We start from the raw sequence: 15,040 nt of genomic DNA on the forward strand, positions 1-15,040 counted from the left end.
GCGTGTCGGCGACGCCTTTGCGACGCTATCACGGGAATCATCACCGGCGGAAGTCAGCGGTGACGTCCTCGGCGACGCGTACCTTCGCAGCGACGTGTCGACGACGATCGGCAGCTCGAAAAAGACGACGAAGACAACGACGTCAAACTGCCACTGACCGTCGGCGGTACGATCTTCCAAATCAGCGTCGCGGGCGAACTCAAATTCGTGCAGCTCGACGCCGAGTCGGCAACGACAACGATCAACAGCACGGGCAGCGTACTCGACGGGCGGATCGTCACGCCCGACACCGACGCGCACATCGTCACCCACACACTTTCGATCAACGCGACCAGCGTTCCGACGCAAGACGCCACGATCGGTTCGATCGCCGATCACCTGTTAATCGACACGACCGACAACGGCAGCGGTTGGCTCAACGCGACGGCCGATAAATCGGTGTGGATCGACGAAGTCGCCGGACCGCTGATGGTCAAACAAGTGCTCAGTAACTCGGGCAACGTTTCGCTGTCCGCCGCCGGCAATCTGCTCGACGCCGACAACACAACCGCCAACGACGTCATCGGCACCTCCGTTGAACTGTTCGCGGGCCTCGGCGACGCCGTCGATGCGGTCACCCATAGCTCGATCGGTTTGCTCGCCCATCCGATCCAAGTCGACACGCGTTCGACGTATACCGTCGCGACCGACGACGACAGCCAACCGACCGAGCGACTCGGTGCGACGACGACGGGCAGCGTGTACCTGACCGAGACCGCTGGTTCGGCCGTCATCGGTGACATCATCAGCTCGGTCGCCGGTGACATCCTCGTCACTCTGCCCGACACCGCGGCGACGGGCGAAGACATGCTGCTCGACGTGGCCAGCCTCGTGATCGCCGCAGACGGAAACGTGACTTTCAATGTCGGCGATAGCTTCCGCATGGCACGCAACATCTCTGTCGACGGGGAAGGCGCACCGGTCTCAACGATCACCGCGAGCGGCGAGTTTTTCCTTAACGTGGACATCGGAGATATCGACGACATCGGAACCGTGATCGACATCTTCGAAAACATCGGCGCCCCGATCTCGCGCATCACCAGCGGCAACGACGAAGACACCGTCAACATCGAATACCTCGACGAGAATCGCTACTACGTCGACGGCACCGGTGGCACCGACGTCTACAACATCACGCTTTCGGGCACCGGCAGCGAACGTGTTTCGATCGACGACACCGGGGCTCCCGACGACGGCGTCGACTCGATCCTGATTCTCGGTACGGCTGAGAATGACCTGTTCCTGATGCGTGAGAAGTTCGTCGCTCTCTTGCAAACGACCGATGAGGTCGGTGACGACGACGGATTGCTCGACACCTACGAACGGATCGACTACACCGACGCGATCAACGCTCGGTTGCGTGTCAACTCGCTCGCCGGAGACGACACATTTATTTCCGATGACAACTCCGTGATCACAACGCTCGACGGCGGTATCGGAAAAGACACGTTCCAAATCGGTCAGGTCTTCAGCGGCAACCCGAACGACACCGGCGGAGTCGCGGTCGAAGATCAAATCGCGCTGCTGGATTTGAAAGGGGACAATTTCCTCAGTCACGGTATCTCGATGCCGATGGTGATCTACGGCGGCGACGGCGGTGACAAGTTCACCGTGTTCAGCAACAAAGCCGCGATCCGGCTCGAAGGCGAAGGCGGCAACGACGAGTTCATCATTCGTGCCTTCATCATCGACGGCGAAACCGTCATCGAAGGCGGCGACGGCGAAGACACGATCCGATACAACATCAACGCCCCCGTCAGCATCAACGGTGGTGACGGTACCGACACAGTGACCGCGGTGGGAACCGAAGCAGACGACTCGTTCGTTCTGACCGAAGACGGCGTGTTCGGTGCCGGGCTCAATGTGACGATCGATGGCGTCGAAGAAGCGGTCAAGGTCGACGGTCTCGAAGGCGACGACACGTTCTACGTGCTCGGCACCCGCAGCGGCGTCGCTTACACAATCATCGGCGGACTCGGTTCGGACACCGTGGTCGTTGGCGGTGACGTGACGCAGACGATCGTTTCGACCGACAACCGGGGTTCGTCTGCGGTGGTCAATCACGGCACCGAAAGCGCGACCAACCCGGACTACGACCTCGCGGTCTTCGGCGGCGTGCCGATCACCGTTGCCGGGTCTGGATCGGGCAGCGTCGAAACCAAAGTTGCCGGTGCGATCGTGATCACCGAATCCGGTGGCGCGACCAGCGTCGTGGAGGTGAATTCGCAGAAGCCCGACATCACCGATTCGTACACCATCGCGATGGTGATCCCACGATCCAAGAGTGACGGAACCGAAGAAGAAAACTACGACTACACCGACGCGTTCGTGTACGTCACCATTTCGGCCGCCGGTGCCTCGACCAACGACGTTGACGACAACGGCCATCAAGGTGCGGGTCTCGAAATCTCGATCGACGACGGCACCACCTGGGTTCGCTCCGCCGTGGTCGTCTTCGACGGCAGCGACGTGGCGGAATGGAACAAGACCTACACGGTCAAGGTCCGCGGCATCGCCGACGACGCCGAGGAAGGTCAACGCCTCGCCCAGATCAACCACTCGGTGCTGTCCAACAAAGCCGACTTCTATCGCTTCCCGCTCGCCGATGTTCAAGCCACGATCTTCGATGACGATCAGGGCGGACTGATCATCAACGAAACCGAGAACAACACCCTCGTTCTCGAAGGCGACACGGCGAGCGAACGGGTCGACGACAGCTACACGGTTCAACTCACCAGCCAACCGACCGCCGACGTGACCGTGACGCTCGGCCAATCGATCCCCGATGACGATGTCGCTCAGGTTCAGTTCTTCAATGACGTCGGCACCGAGATCACAACGCTGACGTTCACGTCTACGAACTGGAACACACCGCAAACCGTTACCGTTCGCGCGATCAACGACACCGACGTCGAGAACATCAAACCTCGCACGCTGACGCACACCATCACCGCAGGTCCGTCCGAATTCACGTCGCACCCCGACGGCCCGACCGTCTCGATCGACGTGCTCGACAACGACTCCGCCGGTGCACTGATTGTGCAGTCCGATGGCAACACGTTGGTCAGCAAAGACGGCACACTGACCGACTCCTACACGATCCGCTTGACGAAACCTCTGACCGGTACCGATGTCGTCGACGTGCCGTTGATGGACGACGGGCAGGTCATCCTGTCCGCGCCCGGAATGTTCCCCGCCGTTGGTGACACGCCCGGCTACCTTCGCTTCGACGCGTCGAACTGGTCGACTCCGATCACCGTCACCGTCCGTGGCAACTCCGCGTTTTCCTCCACCGGCCAACCCGAATTGTCGTTCGCCTACTCGGCGCACTTGACGGCCAGCATCCAAGGGCCGATCGACTTTATCGGCGGCATTGGTGCCGAGAGCAACGAGGTGATCGAGCGAGCCATCATGCTGCCGCAGGAAACCTCGTTCGACGTCGACCGCGGAGTCGACCCGACGGATGAGAACACCCAAACCGACCGTTTGGAAGTCTACAACGACGCTTCGCGTACCGACGACAGCCTCACCGTCACGGACACGAACATCTCCGGCCTCGGGATGGGCACCACGCCGGTCACGATCGAAGGGGAAGACGGCGAGCCCGACACCACGCTGCCTGCGGGGATCAATTACAGCGACCTCGAGGTGGTTGAGATTCTTCTGGGAAGCGGAAACGACAATATCCTGGTCAACTCGACCTCACCGGGCACGATCACCGTCATCCACGGCGGCGGGAACACCGAACTGGGTACCGGCGTCATGGGCGGCGACACCTTCACCGTCACCGGCGGCGGTGTCGACGGCGACATCAACCTCGAGAACGACACCGACGCTCCCCTGATTTTGTTGGGTGACACCTTTCAAGATGGCGTCCGCTATGCCGCCCCCGGCGACGTGGGAACCGGTGCGGCGATCCGCTACGCCGACGCGGGTAATGACGTCTTCAACATCACATCGACCTTCGGTGTGACCGTCTACGGCGGCCTCGGCAACGACACGATCAACGGCGGATCGGGCGATGACTTGTTGCTCGGTGGCGGCGGCAATGACACGATCTTTGGGAATGACGGACACGACTCGATCCTCGGCGATTCGGGGCTGAACGCGGACCTTTCCTTGCGGATGGACATGGCGACCTCGATACTTTCGATCGCTCACACCAACCCTGTCCTCACCGAGACACAAAAGACGCTCTACCGCACCTCTGCGGACTACGCGTTCAACTACGACGACATGACCGGTGGTGATCCCGATAACCGCAACGACAATCTGTTCGGCGGCAACGGCAACGACCTGATCTTCGGTGACCACGGCAGCATCACGTTGGACGTCATCCGTCCGTTCGATGACAACGAGACGCCCGAGATTTTGACCGACGACACTGCCGCGTCGACCGCGCTGTTGCTCCTGACCAGCCGCGCGGTTGTGAACGCTCGTAGTGAATCGACCGACGTCGGCGGCAGCGACCAGATCACCGGCGACGCCGACAACGACCGTATCTTCGGCGGGTTCGGCAGCGATTTCATCAACTACTCACGTGATGAAGAGATCCTCAACCCGGCCGGCGAAACGGGCCTGGATATCATCGTCGGCGATTCCGGTTCACTCACGTTCAGCCATGTCGACAACGTCGTCGAAACGGACGGCTTTGGCATCCTGATCACCGCCGAAACGATCGCGTGGGAAGACGGAGCGAGCGACTGGATCACCGCCGGTGCGGGACGCAAAATCATTCTCGGCGGTGCCGGGGACGATCGCCTGCTCGCCGGTTCGGACACCGTCGCTGACTTGATCCTCGGTGACGAGGGGGTCGCGAACTTCGACGCCACCACCGGCATCATCACCACCGTGCAAACCACGACTCCTGGTGAAGGCGGCAACGACATCATCACGGCCGGCAACTCCACCAACATCCTGATCGGTGGCTTCGGTGCCGACATGATCACCGGTGGCGACGCCCGCGACGTGATCCTGGGCGACAACGGACAAGCCACGTTCAACGAGACCGGTGACCTGATCTTCATCGAGACGACTGACACCTCGATCGGCGGCAACGACATCATCACCGCCGGTGCGGGCGACGACGTGGCACTCGGTGGTGCGGCCGACGACACGATCGACGGCGACGCCGGGCTCGACGTGTTGATGGGGGACAACGGACGCATCGACTACACGCTCGACGGCGACTTCAGCACCCTCGATCAAATCATCACGATCGACCCGACCATCGGCGGCATCGACACAATCAACGGTGGCGACGACAACGACACGATCATCGGCGGCACGGCCGGCGACATTCTCCATGGCAACGCCGGTCACGACATCCTGCTCGGCGATCACGGTGAAGTCGATTTCCGACGCCCGGTCGACCGTCGCGTGATCAGTCGCTTCATCGAGGCCCTCGATGGCGGTGGCGATGACACGATCGATGGCGATGAAGGCGACGACTTCATCTTTGGCGGCCAAGGCGGCGACACGATTCGCGGCGGCGTCGGTCAAGACGATCTCGTCGGTGGACACAACGTTCCCTTCGGTGCCGATGGTAACGACATCATCCACGGCGGCGACAACGAAGACGTGATCCTCGGCGACAACGGATTGATTTCACGCACGTTGCTCAGCACACAACTCGGCACGTGGGAAAACTATCTCGCCCCAATGGACGCGATCGCGATCCGCTCGATCAACGTTTTCGACGACCGCGACGGAATCGGCGGCGACGATGAGATTCACGGCGACGACGCCCAAGACATCCTGATCGGACAACGTGGTAACGATACGATTCACGGCGGCAACGAATCCGATGAGATCGTCGGCGGCCTCGGCAGCGACACGATCCACGGTGACGCCGGTGTGGACTTTATCCTCGGCGATGCCGGTCAAATCCTGCGAGCGTTCAACGAAGACGGCACACCGCGTCTCAACCAAGACGGCGTGTGGCACCGCGATCTGATCACCGAACAAATCGGTACGGTCACCGACATCGTTCCGATCGATCCGATCATGCTGCAAAACCCACCAGCAGATCTCGCGGCGAAACTGCTCGCCGCCGATCGAGTCGTTTACTCGGGCGTCCACTTGCCCGGTGGAGCCAAACTGACCGACAGCGAAACTGGTCTTTGGCAGACGGTCGCGATTTTGATCGACCTCGTCGATGCCTACGACGACACCGTTTCCGGAGGCGACGGCAACGACGTCATCCTCGGCGACCGTGGCAACGACATTCTCTCCGGTGACGCCGGTGACGATACCGTGATCGGTGATCAAGGCGTGAACCTGTCGCCGGCTTGGACCGACCTGCCGCAAATGGTCGACTCGATCCGCTTGATCGGTGTCGACGCGCTCGCCGACGACTGGACCGGCCTCGAACTCAGCCTGCACCCCGACGGACACGTGATCGTTCCTGAAATGGTCGCTCGCGTTGGTGACCTTGTTGCCGAGCGTCCACGTTGGGACCGCGTCTCGGCCGTCAATCCGGAACTGGCTCAGATCGCCGACGAAGACTCCATCGCGACCACCAACGGTTTGCTGCTCACGCCGTCGTTGCTCTCCCTGCCGCACTTCTTCGGACACGAAGGCGACCTCGAAGGCAACGACACGATCAGCGGCGGTGCCGACAACGATCTGCTCTTCGGCGATTCGCTGATCGTCAACAACGAATTGCAATCGGGCATCGGCCACGTCGACGCGGCGCTCGATTCAGTCGAAACCGCCATGGCGGGAATTATGCAGGCCCTCGAAGGCCTCGCGCTGGATCACGAAATGGTCCGCAAAGCGATCAACGGTGAAGTGATCGGCGGTGACGTTCGCGTCGGCAGCGATGTGATCAGCGGCAATGCCGGCGAAGACACCATCGTGGGTGACAACGCCACCTACGAACTGCCCGCAACGCGAGGCATCCCCGGCGCCGGCACCGCGACGGAGAACGCCGTCCTGCTGCAGCAATACCTCGCCGACCTCGAAACCATCGCCGTCGACGCGATCGGATTGGTCGGCGTCGCACACCTCGGCGTGATCGACACGCTGTTGGCCGATGCCGAGGCAGATCGCCCAACCCTTCCGGCGATTTCTGCAGACGACGTGCAACACATCTTCTTGCACGATCTTGTTGTCGGTGAAGATGAAATTTATGGCGAAGCCAAAGACGATGTCACCTCGACGGGCAACGACACCATTGTCGGCGGCGACGCGTTGATGCTGTTGCCGATCATCACCGGCACGATCGCAGACCTTCCGGAAACCCCGGTCACGGTCGGTTTGACTGCCGAAGAACTCGACGACCTCAACGACACGCTGCGTCTCGCCGCGAACGATCACACGCTCGCGTTGCAGTCCCGCCGTGATGCCCGAGTGATTAACGTCACCAATGAACTCAACGACCGCACCCCACTGGACCGGATCGCGCTCATCCCACGAGTCGACCGTGAACTCGACCAAGATGAAATCGCGGGTGGTCTTGGCGACGACGTGATCTTTGGCGACGACGGCTACCTCGTCCGACCACTCGTCGTCAACATGCCGGCGAACGAAATCGAACAACGTGAACTCGACAATCACGTTCGCGAATTCCTCGCCCAAACTGTCACCGCGGATCGACAAGACGCACCGGACAGTTACCAAGACTACCTCGGTCGCACACGGCTCCGTAGCGAAGGCGGCGAACCGCTCTTGCCCGAAGCCCGTCACAACCAAATCGACGGGAATTGGGATATCCAAAACGATGACATACTCGGTGACGCAGGCAACGACGTCCTGCTCGGCGACAACGGTTCTCTCGTCAGCCCCGTGTATGTCGACGACACCGGTTTCTATCACTCGCTCCGCGGTTCGGTTTACTCCGTCGAATACCTTGACGACGCGACACGCACCTTCATGGGCGACGCGGCGTTGCAAGAGATCAACCTCGACATCAACGAAGACGACCTCGAAGGCGGTGACGGCAACGATGAATTGCTCGGCCAAACCGGGGACGACGTCCTCAGCGGCGATGCCGGGCTCGATGTCCTGCGTGGCGGCAACGGCGACGACCACATCTACACCTTGTCGGGCGACCGGCGTTACAACGACGGGGCCGACATGCCACGTCTCGACCTCGGTGAAACGATTGGTACACACCGTTACAACACCACCACATCGGTCGAACAACAATTGCTGCTCGACGCCGCCGCATCGGCTGGCAACGCGGTCGATTGGAACGTCACTCCCGCCCCGGACACCAACACCGATCCGGACGAAGGCGACGTGGACCCGCCAACGCCCGTCGAACGCACCCTCGTGATCACACCACCGGCAACGGCAACGGTGATCGGCCAAGCCACTACGGTCTCCGTCACCGTGACTGACCTGCCTGTAACCGCGGTCGCGAACCTCGTGTGGCAAATCACCAACGGCGACGGCGAAACCATCGCGCAAGGGTCCGGAGAATCGTTCCAATTCACTCCGCCGACCGGTGGCACCTACACCGCGACGGTAACCCTGAGCGACAACGAAGCCGGATTCGGATCGGCCTCGATCGACCTGACGTTCGCCGCGACGAACACACCGGACGACGTCGCGAATCCAGGCATGAAGGTGCTCGTGATCGGTGGCACCGACCTCGATGACGACATCTTGTTGCTCGACGTTCGCAACCAACCTAACTCCGTCGAAGTCCGAACTCGCAGTGACAAGGGATCTTGGACGCAAGTCATCCATGAAAACATCAGCCGCATCGAAGTGTACGGCGGTGCCGGCGACGACGACATCTCCACCGACCGACGGCTGACGATCCCGGTCGCCCTCTTCGGCGGCATCGGTGACGATAAACTCCGCGGCGGCGGAGCGGGCGATTACCTTTCCGGCGGCGCCGGCGAAGACCGCCTGCTCGGCAGCGACGGGGACGACATCCTCGTCGGCGGTTGGGGCATCGATCGCCTCGACGGCGGACGCGACGACGACCTGCTACTCGGTGACGAACTCGCTGTCGTCGACGGCAAGACCGACCACGAGACGCTCTTCACGCGTTGGTCCGAATCGACGGACGACGTCGCCGACCGATTCGCTGCGTTGATCGCTGACCTGTCCGATGCGGTCGAGAACGACGGGGCCGTGGATTTGATCGACGGCGACAAGGGAGTCGACGCGTTCTTCGCCACGCTCACCGACCGCGTCCAATACCGCAGCCGCGAAGACGACATCAAACACCTGTTCTAAGTGAGCATTTGTTTTCGATGAGGGAGAAAGGCGACAGGATCAGCAGACTGTAGCCTGCAACCTTTCTCCCCTTACGCCCCCGCTAGGCTGCGGAATTCCCCCAAGCGACCTGCCCCGGTGAAAAATGGCTGCACAGCCAATAGGATGGGTCGGCGCATTTCTTACCTCTTCTCGAAAGCTATCGCATGGTTTCCTCCAGTGTTCTCGCACTCGACGTCGAACAACTCGATCGTGACTGGCAATGGTTACTCGAATCGCTCGCCGAAGTGCTCAAACGCGGAGGCGATGGGCAACTAGCGGACCTTCTGCCGCTCCAGGGGAAAACGTTTTCCGACGACGCGGTGCCCGTCGACAGCGTGCAGTTGACCCAGGCGTATTCGATCGCCTTTCAACTGCTCAGCATGGCCGAGCAAAGTTCCGCGGCTCGGTTCCGTGACCGCATCGAGAGTGAAACGCCGACCGAAACACTGCCCGCATTGTGGGCCGACAGCCTGCAGCAATTGATCGACCAAGGGTGGACCTCTGCGCAGATCGCTCAACAGCTTCCCTCCATTCGCGTCGAATTGGTGCTCACCGCGCACCCCACGGAAGCCAAACGGGCGACCGTGCTCGCGCACCATCGACGCCTGTTCGACCGCTTTCAACTCCGCCACGACAGCGACCTGCCGCCGTGGAAACGGGCCCAGAACGACAGCGAGATCGAAGCCGTCCTGAACATCCTGTGGCGGACCGGCGAAATCTATCTCGACAAACCCGATTTGCAGTCCGAACGACGCAACCTGATGGACTACCTCAAGCACGTCTTCCCACGTGCTTTGCGGCCATTGGACCTGCGACTGCGGCAGGCATGGAAAGACGTCGGTTTGGATCCCGAAGCCATCGCTGACCCGCTGGCGTTGCCACGAATGACGTTCGGAACTTGGGTCGGTGGCGACCGCGACGGACACCCGTTGGTCACGCCGGAGGTCACCGCCGAAACCCTGCTGCAGCTCCGCGGGGAAGCCATCGGTTTGCTCCGGTCGCAACTCAATGAACTGGCCCGATTGGTCAGCCTCTCGGCCTACTGGCTCCCGCCGTCGAACCAATTCCTCGCTCAGATCGCCGCCCAAGCCGAAACGATGGGAGAGGTCGGCCGCCGCGCCCTCGCCCGAAACCCGAACGAGCCTTGGCGACAATTCATCAACCTGATGATCGCCCGACTGCCCTCGGCCAAATCCATCGCTGGACCGAACGAAACCCTGCCTACGTGGATCTATCCGCACGCCGACGAACTGCTCGCCGACCTGCGAGTCCTTCATCGCAGCCTCGTGGCCGTCGGCATGTCCGACACCGCCGCCCACGCGGTCGCGCCGCTGATGCGGATCACGCAGACATTCGGCTTCCATCTCGCTGTGCTAGACATCCGTCAAAACAGCAGCAAGCACGACATCGCGATCGAACAACTCTTGCAGGCCGCCGGCTTCCAAGACACCAACTTCTCGCGGTGGGACGAAGCCAAACGGATCGAATTCCTCGAACAGGAACTCCGCAGTTCGCGGCCGATGGTTCACCCCGACTTCGCCGCCGGTGCCGAAGCCGAAGCCGTCCTCGGTGCACTCCGCGTCGTCAAAGAACACTCCCAGGCATACGGCATCGAAGGCCTCGGTGCGTTGATCGTCAGCATGACTCGCAACGCGTCAGACCTGTTGGCGGTGTACTTGCTCGCCCGCGAAGTCGGCCTGCTGCAACCGACCGAGGAAGGCCCGGTTTGTCCGCTGCCTGTCGTTCCGTTGTTTGAAACGATCGACGACCTCGAACGTTCGCCGGGAATCTACGAAGGCTTCCTCAGCCATCCGATCACGCAGCGCAGCATGGCGGCGATCGCCCGTCGTCGCACCGCGGTACTCGACCTGACGTCGGCCTCCCAAGAAAACAAAGCCCCGTCGGAACTCACCGCGACGGACGACCAAAAGGTCGGCCAAATCATGATCGGCTACAGCGACAGCAACAAAGACGGCGGGATCCTTGCCAGCCTCGTGGGGCTGCGTCACGCACAACGGCGTCTCACCCAAACGGGACTCCGCCACGGCGTTCGCGTTCGTTTCTTCCACGGCCGTGGGGGAACGATCAGCCGCGGTGCGGGACCGACGCACCGGTTCATCAAAAGCCTTCCCGACGGGACGCTCGCCGGCGACATCCGCCTGACCGAGCAAGGCGAAACGATCGCACAAAAGTACGCCCACGAACCAACCGCGATCTACAACCTCGAACTGTTCCTCTCCGGTGCGACTCGCAAAACGCTGATGGATTCGCGTGAAAACGACGGACCGCACCCACTCGAACCAACCCTGATGGAACTCGCCTCGTGGGCCCGTACCGGGTACACCGATCTCTTGCACACCGATGGTTTCGTCGAGTTCTTCCGCTCGGCCACACCCATCGATGCGATCGAACAAAGCCGCATCGGGTCACGTCCGTCCCGCCGCACCGGCCAACAAACCCTCGACGACCTCCGGGCCATCCCGTGGGTCTTTTCTTGGGGACAGGCACGATGTTATTTGTCGGGTTGGTACGGAGTCGGCACGGCACTCTCGCGTCTTCAAAAAGAACAGCCAGACGCGTTTGCAAAGATCATCGAATGCCTGCGAGGTTGGGCTCCGCTGCACTACTTGATCAGCAACGTCGCCACCAGCGTCTCGGCGGTCGACATGGTCGTGATGAAGGAATACAGCGAACTCGTCGAGGACGAAGCGTTACGCAAACGGTTCGTCGACCGCATCGAAACCGAATGGGAACTCGCCACCAAAATGGTCGAAGAAGTCTACGGCGGCCCGATGGCGTCGCAGCGCCCCAACGTCCAACGCATGATCCAACTCCGCGGCGAAGGTTTGCGACTACTGCATCGTCAACAGATCTCATTGCTAAGACGTTGGCGAAGCTACCGCCGAATGGGCGAACAACAACAAGCCGACCAACTCCTCCCGAGCCTACTCCTAAGCGTCAACGCAGTAGCTTCCGGACTAGGCACCACCGGCTAACCCATCTCGCCCCAAGGCAAACTTCCATATTCCATATTCAAATTCCAAATGTGAGCCAAAGTGCGTAAGCACTCGGGTGACAGGCCGCTCAACACAACAACCCGCCCAACGCCCCCACCCGAGGCCTCACGGCCATTCGGCTCACCACGTAGCTCAGTCTTTCCAAGACCGAGACCAGCCACCACCCACGCCCCAAACTGTCCGTCTTGGAAAGACGGACCTACGTGAGAACGCACTCGCGGTCTCCTACCGAAAACACCAATACAGAACAACCATCGCGACGATCAGCAGACCTGACAGCAATCGCGGGTCGCCCAGTTTGGTCTTGCCGGGGATTTTCAATGCGGCCAGGGGTGTCTCCCACGCCAGCTCCGCGCCATTCAAAACACCGTCGTCTTTCGCCGGTGCAGCGTCCGGCATGAGCACACTCAGCACGCACTGCGCGATCGAGCAAAGCATGCACAGCGTGAACGCCATCATCATGAATCCGCCCGGCAACTGATTCAGAATTCCCTCAGGCGACAACGTGTTGATCGTGAACACGCCGATTCCCAAAATCGATCCGCCGATCAAAACCGAAGCGGCCGCTCGGGAACTCGACCCTCGCCAAAACACACCGAGCACCAACACCGCGGTGATCGGCGGCGCGACGTGCGAGATGATGCTCGCCATTCCATTGTAAATGCTCTCAAACATGTTGAGCGCCGGCACCAAACCGACCGCGAGAACCAACGCCACCGCCGCCGCGATTCGGCCCGCACGCACCAACGATTCGTCACTGACCGATGGGTAGAAACGTTTGACCAAGTCATAACTCACCAGGGTCGAGATCGAATTCAACGCCCCCGACACCGTGCTCATTAAAGCCGCCATCAACGCGGCGACCAAAACGCCGCGCATTCCCAACGGCAACAACTCCGTGATCATGCTCGCGTAGACGCCTTTGGATTGCACCTCGCCGTCGACCATAATCATCGAAAGGTCGAGCCGCCCGTCAACAAACAACGCGTATGCCAACAAACCGGGCAACACAAAAAGGAACACAGGCAGTATCTTCAGAACGCCCGCAAAGATCGGCCCCTGCCGGGCATGCTGCTCATCTTTCGCGCCGAGCACACGCTGCACGATCGTCTGATCCGCACACCAGTACCAAATGCCGAGCACCGGATAACCGAGGATCACCGCGTACCACGGCATCCCATCGGGATCCCCGTGAGGTCGCAACATCGAGAGTTTCTCCTGCTCACCCTCCCGCTGCAAAATCGACAGCAGGTTTTGCCAACCATCCCAACCACCCGGCGTTTCTGCCGTCCCGCCGAGTTCCCACATCGCGAACCAAGTAATCAGCGCCGCACCGGCGAGCAACACCACCGTCTGAATACTTTCGGTCACCACCACCGCGAGCAACCCACCCACGATCGTGTAAATGCCCGTCAACACGCACAGCACTAGCAAACTGTAGATCATCGGAATCTCGAGCAACTCCTCGAGAATGATCCCACCGGTCAACAACGCAAACGCGATGTGAATCACCACCGCAGTCAAAACCGAAACGAACGCCAGACAATCGCGACACGTTCGGTTGTATCGTCGCTCGAGAAAGTCAGGCAGCGTCGAGATTCCCGACCGGATGTAGAACGGAGCAAAGAACAACCCGAGCAACACCAACGTGAACCCAGCCATCCATTCGAAATTTCCGTTCAGAAGTCCGGTATCGAATCCGTTCTGCGCGAAACTGACTAAGTGCAGCGTTGAAATGTTTGTCGCGAATAACGCGAGCCCGATGCTCGCCCAACCGAGACTTTTCCCAGCAAGAAAGTATTCGTCGGCGGCACCTTGCCGTTTCTTGTGACGCCACGCGGCCAGCAACCCGATCGCAACAATTCCAACCAGGTAAACCACCGCAACGATGATGTCGAGCGTTCCCAAATGCACCCGACCGCTAAGTTCCGACACCTCACTCGCTGAGTGCTCCATGGGTCACTTCCTATCAAAAGTTCATGTAGGCGATCGGGATCGATCCGATGAAGCGACCGAGACTCTCGTCATCGCATCTCCGAACAAGCAGCCCTCCGCCTCGGGCAAAAGTCTATAGCATAGCCAGCAGGCTCACGCTATGCGATCACCCCGTCGACCACATGCCCTTTGACGTCGGTCAATCTCATGTCGCGACCGCCGAAGCGGAATGTCGAACGCGTGTGATCGACACCCATCAGGTGCAGCATCGTCGCGTGCAGATCGTGAATCTCGACACGATTCTCAATGGCTTTGTATCCCCACTCATCCGTTGCACCGTAAACCGTTCCCGGCTTCACGCCACCACCGGCCATCCAAACGGTGAACCCGAACTGATTGTGATCGCGTCCGTCTTTGCCTTGCGCGAACGGAGTACGACCGAACTCTCCCGCCCAAACAACGAGGGTTTCGTCGAGCATCCCACGTTGACGGAGATCCTTCAACAGAGCTGCGATCGGTTGATCCACCGCCCGAGCATTGTTTTCGTGTCCCTTTTTCAAATTGCCGTGCTGATCCCAACGGTCACCACCCACCGACGGGCACGTCAGTTCAATGAACCGAACGCCTCGTTCGATCATCCGCCGCGCGATCAAACACTGCGCCGCGTAGGTCCGCGTTGGTTTGTATTCCGCCTCCATGCCGTACGCCTTTTGGATGTGAGCGGGCTCATCCGAGAGCGCCATCACGTCCGGCACCGCCATCTGCATCGCGTAGGCGAGTTCATAATTCTTGATCGCCGACTCGATACTGTCGTGTTCACCAAAACGCTCTGC

4 protein-coding genes are annotated in these 15,040 nt (G+C 60.6%); 2 read left to right on the forward strand and 2 right to left on the reverse strand.

Translation table 11 applies throughout. From position 1 onward, the window contains the following. The first annotated feature begins 207 nt into the window (after positions 1-207). Entirely contained in the window at positions 208-9,234 is a 9,027-nt protein-coding gene (locus RSSM_RS12960; protein WP_008679197.1) for a calcium-binding protein, read from the forward strand. Positions 9,235-9,419: 185 nt separating this feature from the next. Next, entirely contained in the window at positions 9,420-12,251 is a 2,832-nt protein-coding gene (locus RSSM_RS12965) for a phosphoenolpyruvate carboxylase (RefSeq protein WP_008679198.1), read from the forward strand. 246 nt (positions 12,252-12,497) lie between these two features. Here RSSM_RS12965 and RSSM_RS12970 read toward each other — a convergent pair whose 3' ends face one another. Further along, positions 12,498-14,228 (reverse strand): sodium:solute symporter, encoded by a 1,731-nt coding sequence (locus tag RSSM_RS12970; protein ID WP_008679200.1) that lies wholly within the window; start codon positions 14,226-14,228, stop codon positions 12,498-12,500. Between the two features lie 137 nt (positions 14,229-14,365). Continuing rightward, a partial coding sequence (locus RSSM_RS12975; RefSeq protein WP_044302455.1) for a DUF1501 domain-containing protein occupies positions 14,366-15,040 on the reverse strand: 675 nt, incomplete at its 5' end.

The sequence above is a fragment of the Aporhodopirellula sallentina SM41 genome (genome assembly GCF_000346505.1).
In the GTDB taxonomy this organism is placed as follows: domain Bacteria; phylum Planctomycetota; class Planctomycetia; order Pirellulales; family Pirellulaceae; genus Rhodopirellula; species Rhodopirellula sallentina.

Bases quoted from the DNA above. Each gene is read 5' to 3' on its own strand.
- RSSM_RS12965 (WP_008679198.1), top strand. From the start codon at position 9,420: ATGGTTTCCTCCAGTGTTCTCGCACTCGACGTCGAACAACTCGATCGT.
- RSSM_RS12970 (WP_008679200.1), bottom strand. From the start codon at position 14,228: ATGGAGCACTCAGCGAGTGAGGTGTCGGAACTTAGCGGTCGGGTGCAT.